This window comes from Nostoc cycadae WK-1 (assembly GCF_002897135.1).
Lineage (GTDB): Bacteria > Cyanobacteriota > Cyanobacteriia > Cyanobacteriales > Nostocaceae > Nostoc_B.
Genome location: NZ_DF978426.1, coordinates 352843 through 376501 on the forward strand (window position 1 = coordinate 352843; position 23659 = coordinate 376501).

20 protein-coding genes and 2 pseudogenes are annotated in these 23659 nt (G+C 39.4%); 14 read left to right on the plus strand and 8 right to left on the minus strand.

The features are described from left to right. The first annotated feature begins 135 nt into the window (after nucleotides 1-135). The 3 genes and pseudogenes from NCWK1_RS11055 to NCWK1_RS11065 all read left to right on the plus strand — a co-directional run bounded on the left by NCWK1_RS11055 (nucleotide 136) and on the right by NCWK1_RS11065 (nucleotide 2472). Nucleotides 136-582: a Tse2 family ADP-ribosyltransferase toxin gene (locus tag NCWK1_RS11055; RefSeq protein ID WP_096575599.1), complete on the plus strand. Its 447-nt coding sequence runs from the start codon at nucleotides 136-138 to the stop codon at nucleotides 580-582. Between the two features lie 26 nt (nucleotides 583-608). Further along, entirely contained in the window at nucleotides 609-1136 is a 528-nt protein-coding gene (locus tag NCWK1_RS11060; RefSeq protein WP_103124747.1) for a hypothetical protein, read from the plus strand. 277 nt (nucleotides 1137-1413) lie between these two features. Beyond that, nucleotides 1414-2472: pseudogene (locus NCWK1_RS11065) on the plus strand (IS630 family transposase). Here the strand turns inward: NCWK1_RS11065 and NCWK1_RS11070 are convergent. The 5 genes and pseudogenes from NCWK1_RS11070 to groES all read right to left on the minus strand — a co-directional run bounded on the left by NCWK1_RS11070 (nucleotide 2462) and on the right by groES (nucleotide 8506). Beyond that, the gene (locus NCWK1_RS11070) at nucleotides 2462-3316 is read right to left on the minus strand and encodes an SMI1/KNR4 family protein (RefSeq protein WP_103124748.1); all 855 of its coding nucleotides are present in this window, start codon (nucleotides 3314-3316) and stop codon (nucleotides 2462-2464) included. The pseudogene NCWK1_RS11065 and the gene NCWK1_RS11070 sit on opposite strands and share 11 nt — an antisense overlap. 133 nt (nucleotides 3317-3449) lie before the next feature. Then, nucleotides 3450-4256: pseudogene (locus NCWK1_RS11075) on the minus strand (Rpn family recombination-promoting nuclease/putative transposase). Between the two features lie 37 nt (nucleotides 4257-4293). Further along, nucleotides 4294-6303: a DEAD/DEAH box helicase gene (locus NCWK1_RS11080; RefSeq protein ID WP_096575607.1), complete on the minus strand. Its 2010-nt coding sequence runs from the start codon at nucleotides 6301-6303 to the stop codon at nucleotides 4294-4296. Between the two features lie 155 nt (nucleotides 6304-6458). After that, on the minus strand, nucleotides 6459-8096 hold the full coding sequence (gene groL / locus NCWK1_RS11085; RefSeq protein WP_096575609.1) for a chaperonin GroEL: 1638 nt from the start codon (nucleotides 8094-8096) through the stop codon (nucleotides 6459-6461). Between the two features lie 98 nt (nucleotides 8097-8194). Continuing rightward, on the minus strand, nucleotides 8195-8506 hold the full coding sequence (gene groES, locus NCWK1_RS11090) for a co-chaperone GroES (RefSeq protein ID WP_096575611.1): 312 nt from the start codon (nucleotides 8504-8506) through the stop codon (nucleotides 8195-8197). Nucleotides 8507-9692: 1186 nt separating this feature from the next. On the opposite strand from groES, the gene NCWK1_RS11095 reads away from it, so the two are divergent. Continuing rightward, nucleotides 9693-10370 (plus strand): response regulator transcription factor, encoded by a 678-nt coding sequence (locus NCWK1_RS11095; RefSeq protein WP_015113911.1) that lies wholly within the window; start codon nucleotides 9693-9695, stop codon nucleotides 10368-10370. A gap of 528 nt (nucleotides 10371-10898) precedes the next feature. On the opposite strand, the gene NCWK1_RS11100 is transcribed toward NCWK1_RS11095, so the two are convergent. Next, a complete protein-coding gene (locus tag NCWK1_RS11100; RefSeq protein ID WP_103124749.1) occupies nucleotides 10899-11552 on the minus strand; it encodes a DUF3386 domain-containing protein in 654 nt (217 codons plus the stop codon). A 113-nt stretch (nucleotides 11553-11665) separates the two neighbouring features. Between NCWK1_RS11100 and NCWK1_RS11105 the strand changes: the two genes are divergently transcribed. The 3 genes from NCWK1_RS11105 (at nucleotide 11666) to crtC (ending at nucleotide 14447) form a co-directional block, all read left to right on the plus strand. Then, on the plus strand, nucleotides 11666-12331 hold the full coding sequence (locus NCWK1_RS11105; RefSeq protein ID WP_103124750.1) for a helix-turn-helix transcriptional regulator: 666 nt from the start codon (nucleotides 11666-11668) through the stop codon (nucleotides 12329-12331). Between the two features lie 490 nt (nucleotides 12332-12821). After that, the gene (locus NCWK1_RS11110; protein ID WP_096575617.1) at nucleotides 12822-13250 is read left to right on the plus strand and encodes a hypothetical protein; all 429 of its coding nucleotides are present in this window, start codon (nucleotides 12822-12824) and stop codon (nucleotides 13248-13250) included. A 273-nt stretch (nucleotides 13251-13523) separates the two neighbouring features. Continuing rightward, the gene (gene crtC, locus NCWK1_RS11115; protein WP_187308119.1) at nucleotides 13524-14447 is read left to right on the plus strand and encodes a cyanoexosortase C; all 924 of its coding nucleotides are present in this window, start codon (nucleotides 13524-13526) and stop codon (nucleotides 14445-14447) included. Nucleotides 14448-14569: 122 nt separating this feature from the next. Here the strand turns inward: crtC and dcd are convergent, their stop codons facing one another. Both dcd and NCWK1_RS11125 read right to left on the minus strand, forming a co-directional pair. Beyond that, the gene (dcd, locus tag NCWK1_RS11120) at nucleotides 14570-15139 is read right to left on the minus strand and encodes a dCTP deaminase (RefSeq protein ID WP_222838781.1); all 570 of its coding nucleotides are present in this window, start codon (nucleotides 15137-15139) and stop codon (nucleotides 14570-14572) included. A gap of 82 nt (nucleotides 15140-15221) precedes the next feature. Then, complete coding sequence (locus tag NCWK1_RS11125; protein WP_096575623.1) at nucleotides 15222-15758, minus strand: P-loop NTPase family protein; 537 nt, start codon at nucleotides 15756-15758, stop codon at nucleotides 15222-15224. A 352-nt stretch (nucleotides 15759-16110) separates the two neighbouring features. Here NCWK1_RS11125 and NCWK1_RS11130 point away from each other — a divergent pair, with 352 nt between their 5' ends. From NCWK1_RS11130 to NCWK1_RS11165, 7 genes are all read left to right on the plus strand, one after another. Continuing rightward, nucleotides 16111-16677, plus strand: coding sequence for an adenylate kinase family protein (locus tag NCWK1_RS11130; protein ID WP_096575625.1), 567 nt, complete (start codon nucleotides 16111-16113; stop codon nucleotides 16675-16677). Between the two features lie 64 nt (nucleotides 16678-16741). Beyond that, nucleotides 16742-17482, plus strand: coding sequence for a ribonuclease PH (gene rph, locus NCWK1_RS11135; RefSeq protein ID WP_096584761.1), 741 nt, complete (start codon nucleotides 16742-16744; stop codon nucleotides 17480-17482). Nucleotides 17483-17654: 172 nt separating this feature from the next. Beyond that, a complete protein-coding gene (locus tag NCWK1_RS11140; RefSeq protein WP_103124752.1) occupies nucleotides 17655-18017 on the plus strand; it encodes a hypothetical protein in 363 nt (120 codons plus the stop codon). A gap of 7 nt (nucleotides 18018-18024) precedes the next feature. Beyond that, nucleotides 18025-20835, plus strand: a complete 2811-nt coding sequence (locus NCWK1_RS11145; RefSeq protein ID WP_245894879.1) for a CHAT domain-containing tetratricopeptide repeat protein — start codon at nucleotides 18025-18027, stop codon at nucleotides 20833-20835. A gap of 241 nt (nucleotides 20836-21076) precedes the next feature. Further along, nucleotides 21077-21799, plus strand: coding sequence for a 6-phosphogluconolactonase (pgl, locus tag NCWK1_RS11155; RefSeq protein WP_103124753.1), 723 nt, complete (start codon nucleotides 21077-21079; stop codon nucleotides 21797-21799). A gap of 208 nt (nucleotides 21800-22007) precedes the next feature. Further along, nucleotides 22008-22829 carry an FHA domain-containing protein gene (locus tag NCWK1_RS11160; RefSeq protein WP_103124754.1) on the plus strand — a complete coding sequence of 274 codons (822 nt, stop codon included), beginning with the start codon at nucleotides 22008-22010 and terminating at the stop codon, nucleotides 22827-22829. 140 nt (nucleotides 22830-22969) lie between these two features. Beyond that, nucleotides 22970-23656, plus strand: coding sequence for a M50 family metallopeptidase (locus NCWK1_RS11165; protein WP_103124755.1), 687 nt, complete (start codon nucleotides 22970-22972; stop codon nucleotides 23654-23656). Nucleotides 23657-23659: the final 3 nt, after the last annotated feature.

Below are 23659 nucleotides of genomic sequence, written 5' to 3' on the forward strand. Positions count from 1 at the left end.
ATGCACAAGTAGTGCGATCGGTGTAGAGAATCTGCACCGATTATTTTTTATTAGCAATTTCGCTCATGATTTTTTTGTGAAAGGTGTATCTATAAAACGCATATTGATTATATTTAAATTTTGCATTATTCGTGTATGGCAAAACTCTACTATCGTGGGATGGCAACGCAAAATGGCAAACCCAAAATAGGTCGAAGTGCCAGACTATTAGGAATTAGACCAGGTATTGATATAAACATTGAGCAAATGCCTATAGGTTATCTTGATGAGCAAGGCTATTTGTTAGCAGAGTCAGAACGTGAGGTTCGAGGAGAGCTTGTTACTGTCGCCATCAAAGATACAAAGGGAATGTCCGTTTCTTTATCTATTGAAGCTTTACCAGCATTTCGTAAACCTCAACAATTTGGTGGAACTGGAAAAGATCCACTGTGGCAAATTGATGATAGTGATATTACTGGAGATTTACAAGCTATTCAAGATAGCCCAACCCACGTTAGCATTGTACCGAGAGTTACAATGTTTTTAGAAAGGTACGAATTAGCGTTAGCAAATACCAAAAACTATTGGCAGAGAGTTGATTAAAACAATGAGGACAGGAGGCTAAAAATATGGCATGGATATTTAGTTTATCAGCAGAATGTGGTTCTGATGAAAGCACTGCTCATAAATTAGCTCAACATTTTATGGGGCAAATATTGATACTCTCAAATGGTAGTTCATGCCTATTTCAAGTAGACACCTTTCAAGATATAGAAAGCAATTGGTGGTGTCGTGTTTACCCAAATAATATTAGTGAAGTAGGAATCAATAGCCCAGAAAGTGCTTATTTAATGACAGATTTGGGTATTTTACTATATCAAAAACTACGCACTGCTCCTGCATTTCGTTATGCCTTAGTAGGTGTAGAAGTTGATGAATTCAGAACATATAGTGAATTAATTGAAGACTTACCTAATTTATCTGTTCCTGGATTAGTTTTATCCCAAATAATTGAGCGAGAAGTAGAAATATTACCTATTTTTCGACAATTTAGCTTTGGTTATATATGGCAACCTTATCAGGGAGAAATTTATAATCCTCTGATGGTATCGCCAGAGTTAAAAACCAAGCTCGATGAGCTTTTGGTTATAAGTTGAATTTAAGCTTTGATTGATCAAATAAAGAGTATAATTTGAATTATATTTAGTTTCGCTCACGATTTGTTTGTCTAACAAATATAATTGCGAAAAAATTAATAATTGGTAGAATCAATAATGTGAAAATTAAAGTAAAGATAAGGAGAGTGCGATCGCGCGGTTTATCTGGATGAATAATCTCCTGTTTCAACATTCCATTAATATATAGGAATCATATTTGATTTTTGAAAAAGACTACGAGATAATACTGAGAAACAGTCTTGTCTAATAGCTAACAATGATAAACCAGGAGCTACAATCTAAAATAGCAGAACTACAAGAATTTATAGATGAACGTCCAGATGCGCGGGAAGTAAGAAAGGCATTGGCAGTGAAGCTGGTTTATCAAAGCTACAAGTATGAGGAAATTCAAACAATTTTAGATGTTTCACTTGGTTCAATCACAATATGGAAACAAGCCTATGAGAAAGATGGAATTCTAGGACTGCGCTTGAAACACAAAGGGAGAAAAAGCCACCTGAATACTCAACAAAGAGAAGAAGTACTAGCTTGGTTACAAACAAAGGAATGTTGGGAACTTGGCGAACTTGAGTATAAATTGGCTTTTGAATATGATGTAATTTATGAATCAAAACGGAGTTATTATGACTTGTTTGATGCAGCAGGATAAGGATGGAAGAAGACTTCTTCTGCAAATCTAAAAGTTAATGAAGAAGCAGTCGCCGCAAAAAAAAAGAGATTTCATCACTGTTGGCAAGCCGCCGAGAAGATATAGAAGCCGGTCTATTGAGAGTCTTGCTATTAGATGAGTGTCATTTACTTTGGGGAGATAGCATTGGATATGTTTGGGGTAGAACTGACCAAGAAATAAGCATTCCAATTAGTAACGAACGAGATAAACAAACTTCAGGGTGGAGCAGTTGACTATCTAGATAAGAATTTATTGTTGAAAACTTACGATACAGCTAATTCAAAAAATACGATTGATTATCTCAGCTATTTACTAGAAGAGTCACCTAACCAACAATTACTCATTTTTTGGGATGGAGCTAGTTATCATCGTTCAAAAGAAATTCAAAATTTTTTAGCATCTATTAACCAAGGTTTACCTCTAGAGCAATGGAAAATTTATTGCGTCCGCTTTGCTCCTAACTGTCCCTCCCAAAACCCCATAGAAGATGTTTGGTTGCAAGCAAAAACTTGGGTGCGACGTTTTTGTGCTTTAATCCCAACATTTTCTCATCTTAAGTGGATGTTTGAGTGGTTCATTAAAAACACTCTCTTTGATTTTCCGTCTCTCCAGATGTACGGATCATTTTCAAAAATCAAATACTAGTCCTATATCTTCGCTCAATTTTACTCATCACACATTTATATTGATACTCAACTTCAAATCTTTCATCTTTTACATAATCATTCAACCAATATTCGTCACAACGATAACTATAAAAATCCGCGACTTCATAACTTGATGTTCTATGTTCAACGACTCTGCCTTGAAAATAACGTGTTAATTCTTTTATATTTCCTTTATTGCTAATAACACTAGTTTCTAAAATATGATCGTCAGAGTGATACTTAGTTATTACCTGAGAACCATCAGGAACATTAATTACTTCAAATCTAGCTTCGGCGATATAGTGTAATTCTGGTTCATACTTTTGTAATATAGAATTTGCTAAAATAGCATCTTTTTTAAAATCACCACTTTCATCTATATAATAAGCACCAGTTTCATAACATTCAGCTATACACTGCATCATGTTAGTTAAACTGCTATACCGTATCTCATCTCTCAAAGTGTAATTCAGTATCGGCGAGTTTTCTGTAATTTCTTCAGCACCTATAATAGCAAAACCATCATTTTCAAATTCAAATATAGGGAACCAGCCAAAAGGCAATACAAAACCATAATTATCTAACACTATCTTCTGTACTTCTACAGCTTCTTCTAATGGCAGAAATCGGTAATTATAGAAAAAACTACTATCTTCATCAATCATGCCATTACGCCATTGATAAAGTTCATAAACTTCTCTCGTTAAGCGAAACGGTAAATCTTTGACCTTTTCTTCAATCTCCTCATCAGAAAGCCCAGTTTGTAGAGCAGATGCGTACAATGGTTTATGTCGTTGCAACCAATTGACAACTCTATCTAAAGCATCTGTTAACTCTGACATAAGACGTAAACACTCATAGCAAAATTAGCTTTAAGTGTAACTTTACTTACTACTCTGTGTCCTCTGCGCCTTTGCAGTTCTAATAAAAAACAGCTACCTTCAAAAAGTAGCTGCTTTCATATATTTATAAAACCTAATTTTGCTGATTTAACCAAATTTCCAAATCAGCCACTTCCGAAAAATCTAATAGCGCCTCTCCTAATTCTTCCAATTGTTCAGCAGATAAACTACGAACCCTATCCAATAATGATGTGTTGAGAGCACCAAAACGACGTTTCAATAAACGGCTAATTAGTTTCAATGCTTCCTTTTGAACAATATCTTGATAAATTACAGAGTCTTTCATGATATCCTCTCTTAACAATTGACGAATCAAATCTTTTTCAAACCGTAAACCCGCCAAAATTTCTACGCAACCAGCAATATTTTGTCTTTCTTCCCTATCCGAAATTGTAGCGACTTGTTCAGCTACTTGTGCAAGCAATCCTTGGGGTGAGGTAGTTCGAGTGAGAGGTGCTAACGGTAAAAATGCAGGATTTGACAAAAATTGTGTTGATTCTTGCTCCCACAAGCGCACAACACGATAGTAATGAATTGTTGTGTCGTCTCGATATTCTTCAGTGAACGCTACTTCGTTAGTAGTTTCTTGGAGAAATATCAATACTTGCACTACAAGACATCAATATTGACGCTTCAACCTCACAGAATAATCAAGCATTCGGAAGTTAAGCGCAGGAGTGGAAGTTGTTATAGTTTGAAATTCAATATGCAAAATTCGATTATCTGTACGCAGAAATGTTACAGAATCAGCGCGAATTGGCTCAAGTGTTAGTTCAGTTTTTAATACTTCAATTTGTTGTGGCTCTACACCTAATAACCAGCGTACAAACTCTGCTGGGTACTGCTCGGCTAAATATTTACAAGCGTTATCGTAACTCAAGTTTTTATTCTGGGCTTATTTGATAACTATTTTATTATTAATATCTAACTATAAAGTTTCCACTATTCTGCAATTCTTGAACTAGCTTAGAATTACCAGAGCCAAAAATATTTAATATATCTTGGGCGCGAGTCATAGCTACATAAAGTTTTCTAGCAATTAATACATCATTTTCAGATAGTGCAGGTATGTTAAATTCCCAGTCCTGAGCCCAAAGAATTAAAACAACTTTAAATTCTAAACCAAGCGCACTCATTCCACTTACAATTTTAATACCTGACTGGTTTATACTATACTGCTTTTCAGATTCTCTGTTGTTAGAAATCCAATACGTTTCAATTCCTATACTTGTTAATTTTTGAATGAGTTCAGTAATTAATATTTTTTTATTATCATCTGCCGTTTTATATATTACAGCTATTTCATTTAAACATAAACCGTCTGCCTTTAATTCTTTAATTACTTTTATAATAGATGCTAATTGTTGATTGTCTGATTCTTCAATATGTAGAATAGGAGATAAACCATGACGTATAGCATCTTGAGGTTTAACAATATCAAAGATTAAAGTTTTATCAGTAAAAATATTATCATTAATATTCTCAAAATTAATATTGTTGCTATCTTGAAATATGCTCCATGCAGCACTTAATATTTCTTGTGTATTTCGATAGTTTTTATCAAGTTGAAATTTTTTATTAATGGTTCTACCGACTGCTTTTACTCCTACTGATTTCCAAGTAAAATTTTGTCGCTTGTAAATAGATTGTCCTCCATCTGCAACAATCATTAAATTTCCATTATTTTGATCTTTTAAAGCAGCAACACAACACTTAAACCAAGTAGGATGAAATGTTTGTGCTTCGTCTATTAAAATTGCATCATACTTATCGGAATCCGAAAAGGTAGAAATTTTTTCAAAAAGTATTTCCCCTAAAATATGCTCATAATAATCAGTAGAAAAACCACCTTTAGAGGGTACTGTTTTAATTTCTGAACTAAACCAAGAATAAAAGGTTAAAACTCTTATGATTCTAGTGAAATAGTGATTATTTATATCTTGATCAAGTAAGGAATTTAGATAACCAGAAAGACTTCTATTAAAACAAAGAATTAAAATTTTTTGGTTAGGATTTATTTTTAATAATAATTTAGCATGAGATAGAAGTATTAAAGTTTTTCCTGAGCCTGCAACACCATAAATGATTCTGTGTCCTTGACCTATACTTCTAACTATACGTTCTTGGCGATAGTCTAAGGTTTTATACACATAACTTCCATTCTGGAGTTTAACCCCTTCAGCAACACTGTGAGAAGATGCTGGTACAAGTTTGATAGCAATTTCAGGAAATATAACAGCTTTGATGGTGCTAATTTGATCACAAGTAAGGTAGGGATAATAAAATTGATGAGTAAAAATTTTTTTTAATCTAGATAATAAGTTCATATTATTATGAAATGATAGTAACTCATCCCTATATATTGCTTGAAATTGTGGAAAAATTTGGTTGATATTTTTTTCTAGTGCTTGAGATTCAGTAATATTAGAAAAAACAATACTATATTCAACAGGTAAAGCTAATTTATTGATATTATCTATATCATCTTGCTTAAGAGCTGGATAATTTTGTAGTTGAAGAATGATGTGGTTTAAAAATTCTTGTTCTTGATACCAAGAGTATTGATAAATTTCAGATACTTTCTGAACTGGTTGTGAACGTTTACGTGTTTTTCTATTAGGAATATCTAAATATATGTGAGTGGGAGACTGCTGTACATTATTTTTATCTTGATTTTCTTTATAAAAACTTATAGACTTATTATCTATGTTTATATTGGCGATTTGATTAGGATAGTAACTAATAACTTGAATGATAAGTATTCCAAAATTAGGAGAAAGAATAAGGAAATCGATATTTTTACCATAAATAATTTGTTTATGCCAAACATGAAAATCATCTGGCAGCTGATTACTAAGTAATTGAAATAAATTTATTTCACCTTGGCTATAATTTAATGAAATTGACTCTGGAAGCATTAAAGCCATAATTAAAATGCAGCAATATTGTATAGAAGTTCATGCTATTTATAGCACACTGCTTAATACAGTATTAATTCTCCTATGTGCTGCGAAATCGCTAATAAAAAAACAGCCACTCCCTTGCGGAAGCAGCTGTTTTTTATTTATGTGACTACAGAGTATTAGTAATCGAAATCGCCACCGCCCATACCAGCGCCAGCAGCAGGAGCAGCATCCTTGGGTTCTGGTTTGTCAACAACGATACATTCGGTTGTCAACACCATACCAGCAATAGAAGCAGCGTTTTGCAGTGCGGAACGAGTTACTTTAGCGGGGTCAACGATACCAGCTGCTAACATATCTACAAATTCGTTAGTAGCAGCATTGAAACCAACGTTGAATTCTTGTTCTTTAACGCGTTCAGCAATGACAGCGCCATTTTGACCTGCGTTTTCAGCAATTCTCTTCAGAGGTGCTGGTAACGCACGAGAGACAATCAAAGCACCAGTCAACTCTTCATCTTTGAGATTAGCTTTAGCCCACTCTTCTAGTTGAGGAGCGAGGTGAGCCAGAGTTGTACCACCACCAGGAACGATACCTTCTTCTACCGCTGCTTTGGTAGCGTTGATAGCGTCTTCGAGGCGCAGTTTTTTGTCTTTCATTTCGGTTTCGGTGGCTGCACCAACTTTGACTACAGCTACACCGCCAGCCAATTTAGCCAGACGTTCTTGGAGTTTTTCTTTGTCGTAGGAAGATTCGGTTTCGTCCATTTGACGACGAATTTGTTCGATGCGAGCTTTAACGCCAGCTTCGTTACCTTCAGCAACAATTGTGGTGTTGTCTTTGGTGATGGTGATGCGGCGAGCTTTACCTAAACCATCAAGCTTGGTGTTTTCTAGCTTCAGACCAGCATCTTCGGTGACGAGTTGACCACCAGTGAGGATAGCGATGTCTTCTAGCATAGCTTTGCGGCGATCGCCAAATCCAGGAGCTTTCACAGCAGCTACGTTTAGCACACCACGCAGGCGGTTAACAACCAAGGTTGCCAAAGCTTCTTTTTCAATATCTTCAGCAATAATTACCAAGGGTTTGCCTTGACGGGCAACTTGCTCAAGAACAGGTACTAAATCTTGTACTAAAGCGATTTTCTTATCGGTTAGCAGTAAATAAGGATCATCAAATACTGCTTCCATCCGTTCAGGATCGGTGGCGAAGTAAGGAGAGATGTAGCCTTTGTCAAAGCGCATCCCTTCAGTGATTTCCAATTCGGTGGTCATGGATTTCCCTTCTTCTAGGGAAATTACGCCTTCTTTACCCACCTTGTCCATTGCTTGAGCAATCATCTGACCGACTTCATCGTCGTTACCGGCAGAGATAGAACCAACTTGAGCAATAGCTTTGGAATCTTCTACAGGACGAGCGTGTTCGGCAATTTTTTCTACCAAAAATATGGTGGCTTTATCGATACCGCGCTTCAACAGGATGGCGTTAGCGCCTGCTGCTACGTTCCGTAAACCTTCTTTCACAATTGCATGAGCCAACACGGTAGCGGTTGTAGTACCATCACCCGCAGCGTCATTGGTTTTAGAAGCAGCTTGACGAATCAAAGAAACGCCAGTGTTTTCAACGTGGTCTTCTAATTCAATTTCTTTAGCGATGGTCACACCGTCGTTCACGATTTGCGGTGCGCCGAATTTCTTCTCTAGAACTACGTTGCGACCTTTAGGGCCGAGGGTTACAGCTACAGCCTCAGCTAAAATGTCCATGCCTCGCTCTAGAGCGCGACGTGCGTTTTCGTTGTAAATAATGCGCTTTGCCATAGTTGTTAATCTTCCTGTGTCATTTGATGTGTGTCACTTGTCATTTGTCATTTGTCATTTGTCTAGGGACGATTGACTGTTGACCATTGACTTTTTGACTAACTAACTACTGCTAGAATGTCTTTTTCAGAAAGCAGTACGTATTCATCGGTGCCGAGTTTCACGTCTGTGCCAGCGTACTTGGAGTACAGCACTTTATCGCCAACTTTGACTTCCAACTCTTGACGACTACCGTCATCGTTACGCTTGCCAGGGCCAAGAGCAACAACTTCCCCTACTTGGGGCTTTTCTTTGGCGGTGTCAGGCAAATATAGACCACCAGCGGTCTTTTCTTCCGATGCGCTTACTTTTACGAAAACGCGATCGCCCAAAGGTTTAACTGTAGATACGCTTAAAGATACAGCTGCCATAAAATTTTTTCTCCAGAGTTAGCACTCTCAACTCCTGAGTGCTAATTTACCGAAGTAAAGCCTGCAATGGCAACATTTTCTGATGTACGGGTTCCCGAACTGTTGGAAGAAGGCAGAGGAGCAAGGGAGCGGAGGGGATAAAAATTTCTCTTTGCTTTACTGCAAAGTACTCCCCATCTCCTCTACACCTCTACACCCCTGCCCCTCTGCTCATTTCCCCACTCCCCACCTTCAGTAATCGGAAGTTCACTTAAGTATAAGTACCTAATTAAGTTTAATTTTCTGATTTTCATCAGTAAGTTACGAATATTTTTATATGGTCAACTTTATTTGCAAAGCTTGGAAATTGTTATAGAACAGTAAACAGGGATCTGAATCATGAGTAACAATACCAAGATTCAAAAAACCATCACATCGACACAGCCATTAAACATGTAGACAACAAGAAAACCTTAAGTAATTGTGTAAAAATTTTAGGAATTGCCAAAAATCAGCGACATATTTTTATGTATGCTGACCACATTGTTGCTAACTACGGTTAACAGCAAGTTAGTGGGTAGTTCTGGGAAGGCCTCCATTAGCTACTTCAAGAACTAAAACTTGATTAAAAGCTATGAAAGTTTACCCTTCTGTATCTTGACAATTCAAGACAATTGCTTGCCACTTTGTTGTTCTAGACAGATAATGGTTGTCTGCTCGGATGGTGGTGTCTGGTATCGCCAAGCAAATTTGCAAGTTATTGAGAGGATCATCCAAACATACTTGATCGGCATCATGGTGGTAGAAGAATTTGCATTTTTAACCCATCTTTGCCGGAAATTCCCCTACTTGCTTGTTAACATCTGATAAGGCTTCACATCCGCAGGATATAGTAAAGCAGTACGCTGATGAAAGTGCGAGTTGTTATAAAGCTAGGGTCATCTGAAGCCAATACTTACTAGTGAATGGCAGACGATTATTATTTAATCAGTGTTTTTTCACCCGCCACTTTCAAAGCGATATATAATAGCGCATTATAATTACTACTGCTCTACGTATCCTTACCGGACTTTTGCCGATGAGCTAGTGGTCTTAAATAAGGTGATAACCGCTTTTGAGACTTCGAGGAAGCAAAGGCAAGTTAAGTGGGAAAAAAGACAACATCTCGATAAATCCACCATATTAAGGATAACCATTCAAGACCTTGATGGACCGAAGCGCGACAAGTGCCACTGCTATGAAAGAGCCCAGCATGAAAGATCACAAACGCCTTCTACTAATTGATGACGACCCTAACCTCATCTTGCTGGTGAAGGATTACTTGGAATTTAGAGGATATGAAGTCGTCACTGCGGAAAATGGACGTGAGGCTCTAGAAATTCTAGAGCATGACGTTCCAGATATGATCATCTGTGACGTAATGATGCCGGAAATGGACGGTTACACTTTTGTAGAACAAGTCCGGCAAAATGAACGCACTAGTTGGATTCCCGTGCTGTTTTTGTCAGCCAAAGGGCAAAGTGCAGACCGAGTGAAAGGTTTAAATAAAGGTGCTGATGTCTATATGGTCAAGCCTTTTGAACCAGAAGAACTCGTTGCACAAGTAGAATCTTCGCTGAAACAAACTATCCGTTGGAAGGAACACCAAGCCAAAGGCGGAGAAAACGGTTCCCGTATTCAGGTTCCCTTTGATGTGCAGTTAACTCCCACCGAACTGAAAGTAGTCCAGTTTGTAGCTAGGGGTTTAGCGAACAGAGAAATTGCTGAAGAATTAAATGTTAGTCAGCGTACCGTTGAAAGCCATGTGTCCAATATGTTGGGCAAAACCAATCTCCACAACCGCACTGAATTAGCGCGGTGGGCGATTGAAAATCAAATGGCTTAAAAGGCTTTCAGCATTCAGCCGTCAGCTTTTGACTGTTTCACTGGCCGCTGATAGCTGAAAGCTTGCTTACATCTAACGAGAAAAATATCTCCTGAGAGTAAATTGAGGTAGATAAAATGCTTCCCGTTGGCAAAACTGCTTTTAGCCAGTGAGAAAAGAAAGCAGCTAAATTCTGATCAAATGCGCCAATCTCAGCAGCAGCGCACCCCATTGAAAAATCCAGTCATCCCAGGACAAGTGACTTCAGCAATTATTACTGCCTAATAGTTATTGAATGCACGGGACAAATGACATGATTGCATCTACCCTCCTTGGGGTATCTCATGATTTTTATCCTGTGCTGTGGAAGATAGTTCTTTGTGACGCGCATTAGTGCTAAGACATAACAAGAGCGCGAAAATGGTGAATCCTGCAAGTAATTCACTGCATCACTCTACCCAAATATTAAAAGCGATCGCCCTAACATCACCAGTGCGATCGCTTTTAGTTTAATCAACTTCTCCAGGTGGGAGGGGGACAGAAACTTTTTTAAGCAGCAGGTTCCAACAACTGAATATTCGAGAAAATAAATTCTTGAATATTTAGATGTCCGTTGGTTTCTGTGCGAATTTCCCGACGGTTGAGAATGAAGTATTTGCCTACTTTTTCATATTCATCGGTGAATTCGCTTCTACCACCCTTTTGTTCGCCAGTTTTGGGGTCATGGTAAACAGAATCGTAGGTGTGAGACAAGTAACCTTCGCCAGTTTGGTGGCTGCTGAAGGTGTTGATAGTGACGAAAATGCCATGAATTTGACGGTGAACCAGACAAACTTCGTTATTGCGGACTTTATATTTATCGCCAGAACCTTTACCACCAACTAAAATCTCCACTGCATCAGTTAAGTCAGTGTCACCATAGCTAAAGGTGTTTTCGCTGTGGGTATCTTCAAAGCTGCGACGGATGCGGTGAATAGCGATTTCCCAAGCTTGACCGTGGATGGCTTTTTTTACGGCTTCGTCTTCTACTCCCAGAACTTCCGCCTTGAGATCAGCATTGATGATTACTTTACCTGTAGTAACTTTATCGTCATACTTATAGGTAACATCTGCGGTATAACCGGGGAAATTGTTATCCCATGTGTAACGGTTTTCATAAGCAGCTCGGAAAAGTTCCTGAGCAGAGAGTTTGGTAACTGTCATGTGCTTCTCCTAGCGTATCCAGTGATAATAGCGTTTTATTGTTGCTGGTATTAGCATAGAAGTAATTGTTGAGTAGAGCATAGTCCCCAATGGGGTACACTTTGGGTACACTTATGGCTAATTCTCTTCATGCTGTATTTGGTGCGATCGCTACTGTCCGTAATGAGCAAGAGCTACATCTAGCTCTGAAGGATAAAATTAGCGAGCATTTTGGCGTACAGCATTGGGGTATCTATCTTTTAGATGACCAAGCAGCAACAGAAATTAATATTCCGGCTATTCCTTCTGTATGTTTAGAGGGTAATCCCGTTGGGCGCTATGTAGTTGAGCGTCACGCTCCCGCCCATGAGCAATTGTTATTATCACCTGGAGACTGGAAACATTTTTGCTCTCGTTCTGACCACGAACATGTGATGACTGGGCCAATTGTTTGCGATGGTCAGTTGATTGGTACATTACACTTAGCACGCGATCGCGGCCAGCCTGCTTTTGATGGCAACGACTTAGCTGACTTGAGTGCTGTATGCTTGCATTTGTCAGCCAAAATTGCAACTTTAAGGGCAAAACCCACAACTTCACCGTTAGTTAGCCGCTTGACACCACGGGAGTTAGAAATTGCGGAATTGGTGGCGCAAGGTTTAACTAACGCAGAAATTGGTGAAAAACTTTGGATTACGCAAAACTCTGTGAAACAGGCTTTAAAGCGGATGTTTCGCAAGCTAGAAGTATCAGCACGAGCCGAGATGGTGGCGAAATTACAGGATGTTTTGGTTTCTTAGAGTCATGATGTGCGATCGCAGTTAGTAGGCATAATCTTATTTTCTTGTCTATAGTCAGTAATCTTGCAGAGAATTAATATAATTACTGACTAAAACTATTTTTTTGGACACAGGCGCAACCTTTGGCAACAATGTTTGAAAATTCACGTCATATTTTATAAGTTTTGACTCTAGATTTTCTCTTCTTAGGAGGTGTTGATTACATAGAATTAGAAAATAGAGTCCAGTATTCAGTATAAATTCTATAAAAGGCTACAAATAAATTAAGTAGCAAAAAATAGCATTAAAGAAAAAAATAGCAGTTGAGAATTAGGAAGAAGTAAAAATTGGGCAACAAACCTACAACCTGCTGTATAACTACCGAGTGAGTCATAAATTGGCGGTTATATATCAATAGATAGATGAATAGTAATTAATATTTTTGTAAAAATTCTGACTAAAGAAATCTAAATACTTATTCAGTAAACATTTTTGAGGAGAAAAATAATTTATGAAATTTAAACCCGTATGTGCAAGCATAGCGGTCACTACTTCTATAGCTACAGGTATGGTATTTGTTCCTCAATCTCATACACTAGCTCAAAACAAACCAACTCAAACCGAACAGATAAATTCAAGACGGTCAGGAACTTTGGAAATGCAATGGATTTTAGGGTTTATACCCTGGCCAACATGGGCTAGAAGTTCAAATAGTTCCCGTAGCCAAAATTCAGGTAATAGTAATACCTATGCAAATAACCCAAGCAATCCCAAGCTAACAAATATAGGTAAACCAAATAACTCAAAACCAATAGATACAAAGCAAGGATATAACCAAAAACAAGTACCTGTTCCTGTTTTAATACCAGGATTAGCTGCTTTAGGTATAGGCTTAATATGCAAAAATCGTCAAGCTTCAAAGCAAATTGAAATGAAATAAATGACTGATTACTTCCAAGGGTAAACAGTGAGAAGTAGATTAATTTATCACTGGAGCAAATTTATATTCTGCCTAAACTTTCAAGGAAGAGTCTATTCATAAAGTAAAAATAACATTTTTGTAGGGTGTGTTAGGCGCATACTTTCGATCTGATTTGTCAGAAAAAATATAACTCCTACGGCTAACTCACTACTACAGATTACTGTGCATTAGGCTAAAACCGTATTTTACTTTGCCTAATTAATAGTTAATAAAGAGGAGGTTTTAATTCCTTTGAATATCTATAAAAAATATGCTTATACAATCAAGAAAATATTATTAATTTATTTAGTAAAAAAACATAGTCTAATAGTTTTGTGTGGTTTATTTGTAGGTTTATATTACTACTTATTTTTTTGGTTAAAGACACTAATAAATTTCCTGATTGGTGGTAGTACATTTCCATTATTGACAGTTACTGCTGCTTATTTAGCATTACAGGAGTTATGGGAACAGAAACCTCAAATTGCTAAGTTAAATCCGGTAGCAATAGAGCGACGAATCGGCCATAGTTTGATTTTATTTGGATTTGGCATTTTCCCTTTTAGTCTGCATAAAGGTTGGTCTCAAGCATTAATTTGGTTAGGAATTTTAGCAGGTATTGCCCTTAGCTCTTGGGGAATACAATTCTTTAAAAGCTATCAACGTCCAATTTTTTTGATGGTTACAAGTATATATCCGGGGATTTACTTTGTAGCATCATATATATGGCAAGCCTTGACTCCAGAAAGAACAATGGATCACATTCAAGCTTGGAGTGTTAATTTAGCACTTCACGCCATAGGTTATCCCAGTATTTTAGATGGAACATTAGTAAAATTACCCACGGGTGGCGTAGATATAGGATGGGGTTGTAACGGATTTGATTTGATTGTCTTGATGCTGATGACTAGTCTGTTAATAGGTATGGGTTACAGACTAAAAGTCTTTCAAACATTAACAATCAGCTTTTTGGGATGTGTTGTAGCTTTCAGTTTTAACACTGCTCGGATTGCATTACTGGCAATTGTCGTTGCTTATTGGGATGGAAGATCATTTGAGTTTTGGCATCATGGCTGGGGAGGACAAATCTTTTCCGCAGCTATGTTTATAGTATTCTATTACCTGCTTATTCAAATGCGGTTACTGGATTTTGCTCACAAACCTAAGCTGCGATGATCAGGCAACAGATTCAATATTAATGATGCGATGTATAACAACAAGCCGCTTTGTGTCTACGCACACAATAAACATAAAAACCACAGGTAAAATTAACTATAACCTGTGGTTTTGAATTTCAACTATACGCGAGCTATAGTGACAATCTCTAACTGATCTTGATATTTACCCTGTCTTGCTTCGTAACTAATTGCACAGGGTTCTCCTTCTAAAAAGAGTAACTGCACTACACCTTCATTGGCATATATACGACAGTCTGCACTAGAAGAATTGGAAAATTCTAGAGTTAAATGCCCGCGCCACGCAGCTTCCGCAGGAGTTAAGTTTGCAATTATACCACAGCGTGCATACGTACTTTTACCTATACAAACTACTGTAATATTATCGGGAACCTCTAGCCGTTCTAAAGCCACACCCAATCCATAAGAATGAGCAGGCAAAATAAAGTAACTGCCATTTACATCTGTATGTAGTGGTGTTGACTCTAAATTGTGGGGATTAAAGTTTTTGGGGTCAACCACAGTTCCTGGTATGTGGCGAAAAATCCGAAACTCGGCGGGGGAGAGGCGGATATCGTAGCCATAGGAAGAAAGACCGTAGCTGATAACGGGTTGAGCATCTACGGATGTCTCTTTCTGTACTTTTCGGATTAAGCTTGGCTCAAAAGGTGAAATCATGCCTTTTTGAGCCATTTCCGTAATCCATTTATCGTTCTTAATCACAAGTTCACAGGTAATTCCAACCGAACTACTAGAATATCGTGAACAGTGTCCTTTAGGGTCGGTGGCTGCGGCGAATTTCAGTAATTTGGTCGGCGACATCTAACAGGGATTTGGGCATTTCTGGCCCTGTAAGAATGATATCGATGTGGGGCGGACGTTTTGCTAAGAAAGCTAACACATCGGCTTCGGGAATTAAACCAAAGTTAATGGCTAAACTTAACTCATCTAAAACAACTAGGGCATATTTACCTGCGTAGACGACATTTTGAGTATGTTGCCACAACTGTTGTAAAGCTTGATTTTCGGCTTCGTCTAGTTGTGGTGTATCGATACAGCGGGGTAAATCACAGCGTATCCAGTCGAGATTTTGTCCTAACTGAATTGGTTTATCTTGTCCTTGACCAATACCGCCTTTGAGAAACTGTACTACTAATACTGATGTGCCTTGACCAGCAATTCTCAAGGCTTGAGCCATCACCGTAGTAAAAAAGTTACGGTGAGCGCTAGTAAAAACTTGTACGAGTCCTTCTACTGGGTTTGGTGAGGAAAGTGACGAATTGCTGCTGGGAGATTCTAACTGGGCAACCATAAGGAAAATTTAGAAAATTACAAAAAAATAAATAAGTTCTGCTGAGAGTTGTTCAAATCTATTTATATGATTAACCTGATTTTGACAAGCGTGTTCTGGAAGAAGGGGGAATAGGGAAATAAAGGGTGTAGGGAAAAGAAGGTCAAAGGGACAAGGTTAGAACAAAAAAATCATCCAAAATCCAAAATTGGGATGAGATATTGACATTTTCATTTTTTGGATGAAACTAGTCGCAACACGATCGCAAAATTTAGGAGCAATAAATGAAAATAGCCGAGTGTGATCTAGACTATTGGTTTGGGCAAAACAAAGTAGAATGTTATGAATTTTACCAGATGAGGAGTGAAATTAAGTGAGATTAGTGATTCTGGGAGGTTCAGGATCAGGTAAAAGCACTCAAGCGCAAAGGCTGGGTAGACACTTTGATATACCTCAGATTTCTACAGGTGAAATTTTACGAGAAGCGATCGCTAACTATAGCGAACTCGGTCGCCATGCACAACCCTATGTAGCCAGAGGTGAGCTAGTTCCCGATGAAATGATGATTGAATTAATGCGGCTGCGATTGAAAAAACTTGATGTTGTTGGTGGTTGGATTTTAGAAGGTTATCCCCGCACGGCCTTTCAATCGGAAGAACTAGATTTTTTATTGGAGACTTTAGAACAAAAGTTAGATTGGGCAATTTATTTACAAGTACCGCAAGCCATCATGGTCAGCCGTTCTCTAGGCCGTTCTCTACCAGATGACCAACCCGAAATTGTCCAACGTCGAGTGGAAATATTTTACGATCGCACAATCCCTATCTTAGAATATTACGACCGTCGCCGCCGCCTATTAACAATCAACGGTGATCAAGTACCTGATATGGTAGAGCAAACTATCCTCAATCTGCTGACGAGTGCTGAATCAAAAGGCTAAAAAACAAAATTTCACACTTCATACTTCACGCAGTATTCTAGATGAAAATTGTGAGGCAAATCCAATGGTATGGCAGCGTCCCGATGGCAGACAACCTTACGAGCTTCGTCCTGTGAGCTTTCAGTCTGGTTTTACTCGTTTTGCGCCTGGTTCGGTGCTGGCTAGATGCGGTGATACTCAAGTACTTTGTAATGTTACTGTGACTGAGGGAGTGCCGAGATTTTTAGCTGGAAGTGGTAAAGGATGGTTAACGGCTGAGTACCGGATGTTACCCGCAGCCACCCAGCAGCGCCAAGAACGAGAATTGTTGAAATTATCTGGTAGGACTCAAGAAATTCAACGTTTAATTGGACGCAGCTTAAGGGCAACAATAGATTTTGAGGCTTTGGGAGAACGGACTATTACGGTGGATGCTGATGTGTTGCAAGCGGATGCAGGAACGAGAACCACAGCCATTACAGGTGGTTTTGTCGCCTTAGCACAGGCAATTTCCCAATTATTACAGCGCGGGGTGTTAGAGCGATCGCCTTTATCTGGACAAGTGGCGGCAATTTCTGTAGGTTTATTACAAGGTGAGCCATATTTAGATTTAAACTACCCAGAAGACGTAGCAGCTACAGTAGATTTCAACGTCGTGATGGATCATCATTTGGGAATTATTGAAGTTCAAGGAACAGCAGAAGAAGGTAGTTTTAGTCGTACCCAATTGAATCAACTGCTAGATTTTGCCGAAAAAGGCATTCAAGAATTACTAATTGCTCAACGCGAAGCTATTCCTGGCTGGGAAAATCTTTTTGAAGTATGAAGTGTGAGAGGTTATTTATAAAGTAAATATTAAGTAGGGTGTGTTACGGCTATACAAAGATTTTGGAACTTAAAAGAGTGAAAATTAGCCGTAACGCACCATCTTTCTCTAGATACTTCGGTCTTTTTACTCAAACTTTGAGGTTAAAAGGCTGAAAGGTGAGCCTTTAGGGTTGAACATTGAGGTTAAAAGGCTGAAAGGTGAGCCTTTGAGGTTGGATGTTGAGGTTCTGAGGCTGAAAGGTGAGCCTTTGAGGTTGAAGATTGAGGTTCTGAGGGTGAAAGTTGAGCCTTTGAGGTTGAAGGTTGAGGTTCTGAGGGTGAAAGTTGAGCCTTTGAGGTTGAAGGTTGAGGTTCTGAGGGTGAAAAGTGAACCTTTGAGGTTAAAGTGTCAAGAAATTTTGTGGAGTTTTCTCACGCAGAGGCGCAGAGGCGCGGAGAGTAAGGAGAGAGTTTTTGGTTTTTTAACAAAAGCTTGGCAAAAGGTTCTTAGAGCGGACATGATTGATGTCATAACTGAACCAAAATGCTTGTGAGTTAATTGTGAAAAAGTTATTCAGTGCAATTAATGCTGCGGGTGTGTGTCTTGCACCTTGGATAATGGTGGCGGGAATAACACCAGGATTACTGTTAAGTATTCCAGTCAAAGGGATAGCGCAACAGCAAACCCCCACATATTCCGCAGAGCAACAAGCAGCCTTAAAGGACGCTGAAGAACTAAATCAACAAGTTATTAAGTTATACCAGGAAGGAAAATACAGTACTGCTATCCCCTTAGCTAAACATGTATTAGCTATTAGAGAAAAAGTGCTTGGTCAAGAAAATCTAATTGTTGCCACTAATTTAAATAATTTGGCTGCACTATATCAAGCACAAGGAGAATATCAACAAGCAGAACCTCTGTATCTCCGCTCACTAGCTATCAAAGAAAAGTTATTGGGTAAATCACATCGTGAGATTGCTACTAGCTTAGATAATTTAGCTTTACTGTATAGAAAACTGGGCAAATATGAACAAGCAGAACCGTTGCATCTGCGTGCTTTGTCTATCTATGAAAAGCTGTATGGTAAAGAACATCCTGATGTTGCTATTAGCTTAAATAATTTAGCTGGATTGTATCGTCTACAAGGCAGATTTAAACAAGCAGAACTATTGTATCTCCGCTCACTGGCTATCTATAAAAAGTTGCTGGGTAAATCACATCCTGATTTTGCAACTATTTTAGATAATTTGGGATTATTTTATGATTCTCAGGGAAAATATGAACAAGGAGAATCACTGCATCTACGTGCTTTAGGCATTTATGAAAAGGTTTATGGTAAATCACATCCTGATATTGCAATTACTTTAAATAATTTGGCTGCACTGTATAATGCCCAAGGAAAATTTACCAAAGCAGAACCTTTGTATCTCCGTGCTTTAGCTATTAGTGAAAACATATTAGGTAAATCACATCCTGATGTTGCTAATAAATTAGATAATTTGGCTGCACTATATAGTTCACAAGGTAAATATGAACAAGCTGAAATTCTGCATCTCCGCGCTTTAGCCATTTTTGAAAAAGTATTAGGAAAACAACATCCTGATGTGGCCATTAACTTGACTAATTTGGCTTCTCTATATCAAGCAAAGGGTGATATTGTTCATGCTGTTGATTTTCAGCATCGTGGGTTAGACATTCAAGCAAAAAATCTTGATTTAATTTTTGCTGTCGGCTCGGAAAAAAATAAGCAGGACTACATTAAGACTTTTTCGGGGACAACTGACGCTACCGTTTCCCTAGCTCTGCAAGAAGCACGGAATAATCCAGCAGCAGCATCTCTGGCTCTAACTACTGTACTTCGTCGCAAAGGGCTAGTGTTAGATGCCGTAGCTGACAGCATTCAAATCTTACGCAGCAAATTAGACAAAAATCCTGAAACTCAAAAATTATTCACTCAATGGTTGCAAATACAACAGCAATTATCAGCCTTAGTCTTTTCGCGGTCAGTACAACAAACTGCTAACCCAACAGAGCAGATAGGAAAATTGGAAGCAGAAAAAGAAAAACTGGAAGCAAAAATTAGTGTTCAAAGTGCCGAATTTCGTCAGCAAATTCAACCAGTCGATTTATTAGCTGTTCAAGCAAAAATTCCTCAAGATGCAGCTTTGGTAGAGATTGTGCAGTACAAACCATTCAACGTCAAAGCCACAACGGAAGCTGAAAAATTTGGTAAACCCCGTTATGCGGTGGCGGTATTGCGTTCTCAAGGTCAACCAACATGGCTTGATTTAGGTGAAGCCGCAGAAATTGATAAATTAGCAATAGATTTCCGCACAGCATTAGCCATTGGTAGAACATTTAACAAACTGGCTCGCACTTTAGATGAAAAATTAATCGCACCTATTCGTCCTTTGTTGGGTGATGCGCGGCATATTTTAATTTCTCCTGATGGACAATTAACCTTAATTCCTTTTGAAGCTCTCAAAGATGAGCAAGACCAATTTTTAATTCAGCGTTATTCATTTTCTTACCTGACAACTGGGCGAGATTTATTACGTTTCCAGTCAAATTTTAGTAATGCTACGGCTCCAGTTGTCCTGGCAGATATTGACTACGACTATCAAAATACAACTGTAACCTCTAATAAAAAACCTAGTGTACAAACCTTGCCAAATCAACGCTCTATTAATTTGGCAACTTTAGAATTTTTGCCCTTAGCTGCAACTAAATATGAAGCGATCGCTATTAAAAAAGTTTTGCCAAATGCCAAATTGTTATTAGGCAAAAATGCCACAGAAACGGCAGTTAAACAATTACATAGTCCGGTGATTCTCCACTTGGCAACTCACGGTTTTTTCATCGCGGATATTGCCCAAGATATCAACACATCATTAGATTTGCCAGAAAAACCAAATCCACAAAAGATTTTAGAAGTAGAAAACCCCTTGTTGCGTTCTGGTTTAGCCTTAGCTGGTGCAAACAAGCGTAATCAGGTGATAACCACCGATGACGGTATTTTGACGGCGCTGGAAGTTGCTGGTTTAGATTTGCGTTCTAATCAGTTAGTGGTGCTGTCAGCTTGTGAAACTGGTAGAGGAGATGTCAAAGTTGGCGATGGTGTGTATGGTTTGCGTCGAGCTTTGGTAATTGCTGGTTCGCAAACTCAAGTGTTAAGTCTGTGGCTGGTGGATGATGCTGCAACAAAAGATTTGATGATGAAGTATTACCAGAATTTGCAAGCAGGTAAAGGAAGACATGAAGCTTTGCGTGCAGCACAGTTAGATTTACTCAAAACAGAAGAATATCAACATCCCAGATTTTGGGCAGCGTTTGTGCCTTCTGGTAATTGGACACCTTTGAGAGAGAAGTAGTCAGTTTTCAGATCCCCGACTTTTTGAAAAAGTCGGGGATCTCATTTCCCTACACCCCTACACCCCTTTTCCCAGTTAGTACCACTGACTACGGACAAAATAACCTGACAGATGATAACCATGAATTAGGTTAAACTTTGCCCACCTAACTGATGATGTTAAAAGTTTCAAAAGTTAAAAGGAGGGATGATCAGAAGTTCGGTATCGTATTGCTGGAAGCCGGCTATGTAATCATAAAGCCATGAATAAACAGGTAGAAATTCTATCAGATCAGTCTGCGCTGGTAGCGCGATCGCTGGAATTAATTTTATCGAAGTTGGAAACTGCCATTGCACAACGGGGGCAATTTACGATTGCCTTATCTGGTGGGAGTACACCTAAGCCTTTATATGAAGCGATCGCTGCTAAAGATTTGCCTTGGGATAAAATTCACGTTTTTTGGGGAGATGAGCGCTACGTTCCCCCAGATCACCCCGATAGCAATGAATTAATGGCGCGGCGTGCATGGCTAGATCGGGTTGATATTCCCGCCGCCAATATTCACGCTATGCCAACTTTAGACGCTGATCCAGCCTTATCTGCTGCCAAGCATGAGCAGGATTTACAAGAATTTTTTCATACTGCTCCTGGTGAATTCCCGGCGTTGGATGTCATATTGCTGGGTATGGGTGATGATGCCCATACGGCATCTTTATTTCCCCACACAGATGCACTAAAAGTGAGCGATCGCTTGATTACTGTGGGTAACAAAGACGGGAATCCCCGCATCACCTTTACTTACCCCTTCATCAACGCCGCCCGCAGCGTGATTTTTGTAGTGGCTGGCGCTAATAAACGTCCAGCTTTAGCTAAAGTCTTTGCACCAGAAGCCGATGACTTTAGCTACCCATCTCGCTTAATTCGTCCGCAAGGGGAACTTTGGTGGCTCCTCGATTCAGCCGCTGGGGCAGAATTGCCGAATTAAAGTCAAAAGGTAAAAGTAAAAAGGTAAAAGACTCTATTCTTTTTACTTTTGCCTTTCTACTTTTAACTTCCTAAAGAGTAGTTGTTAAAATCGAAAGCTAGAATCGCCCCCTTGCAAAACTGCCGATTGGTGGAAGCAGAAGCCGCTATGGAGGTGTTTCTGCTTGCCAGTACTATCTAACGCTGATCTTCAACAAAGGCTAAAATCAATGATCGTCTGCCCGAATTGCAATCATCCCAATCCCAACGGCGCTGTCCAGTGTGAAGCTTGCTATACGCCTTTACCAGCGACTAGTAACTGTCCCAACTGCGGAGCAACGGTACAGGCTGATGCTGCTTTCTGCGGTCAATGTGGCTTTAATCTCCACTCCGCTGCGGCACCTGCTGCTGTTGCTGCTACAGTTGCTCCCGAAATTCCTGTACAAGCACCACCATTAGTTACACCAGATCCACTATTAGATCTATTACAACCAGATGCTTTAGGAATTAACCAACAGCCTGTAGCTGTACCACCAACAGCTGTAGCAGCCGAAAGCACACCCCCATCTCCACCACCAACCGTTGCACCTGAACCAGTAGCTGTTGAGGCTGCCATTCCTAGCCCACCGCCAGAACCAGAACCCGCACCAGCACCGGAACCAGAGCTAGAAACGGCTCCCGCACCAGCGGCTCCCGCCGGTGTTTCGAGAACTCAATTACAACAAGTTACCGCGCGAGTGGTGCATATTCAAAGCGATCGCGAAATTGAATTACCCCAAAGTCTCTCGGTAATTCACATTGGCAAGCCCAATGACCGTATTCCTCCTGATATAGATGTTTCAGGATTTAGTAATTCGGAAATTGTCTCTCGGATACACGCTGATATTCGCGTTGAGGGAGATGCTTACTATGTAGAAGATGTCGGTAGTTCCAATGGCACTTATATTAACAACTTGCCATTATTACCAGGTAACAGACACCGTCTCCGCCCAGGCGATCGCATCAGCCTCGGTAAAGGTGATTTGGTAACATTTATCTTTCAACTAACCTAAAAAAAGGTAACAGGGGACAGGGAACAGGGAACAGGGAACAGGGAAAGAATGATTCTGCCTCCTGCCTCCTGCCTCCTTAGATTAGGATGGATGAAAATACACTCCATTTATTGGGGTAATTACATTCAGGAAAGTGCGCCATGCAGGAACCAAAAAAACATTTTGAAACCTTGCTCTCTACAGAAGCCCCACCAGAAGTAGAACGTATGGGACTAAATTGGTTAGTCGCAGCAGCGATCGCCACAGCTGTATTATGGCAAGTTCCCGGCGGCGATTATATTTTATACCCGTTCACTATCCTGGCAACTTGGTTTCACGAAATGGGACACGGTTTGATGGCGCTGGTATTAGGCGGACAGTTTCAAAAGTTAGAAATTTTTAGCAATGGTTCCGGTGTAGCTACTTATCGTATCGCCACCTCACTCGGCCCCATTGGCCCCGGTTTAGTCGCCGCCGCAGGGCCAATGGGGCCGCCAATTGCTGGTGCAGCTTTGATTTTAGCTTCCCGCAGTTTTAAAGCAGCATCTTTGAGTTTAAAAATTTTAGGCGGTTTTCTACTGCTTTCTACATTAATTTGGGTGCGTTCTTGGTTTGGCTTGTTGGCAGTTCCTTTATTAGGTTTAATCATCCTTGGTATGGCTTTAAAAGCACCCCGCTGGATGCAGGGTTTTGCTATTCAATTTTTGGGTGTACAAGCTTGCGTGAGTACATACCACCAACTCAATTATTTATTTAGTTATAGTGCTGGTTCTTTAGGGCTATCAGACACAGCCCAGATGCAAAGATATTTACTTTTGCCTTTTAACCAGAGGAATGGGCAGAAGTAAAAA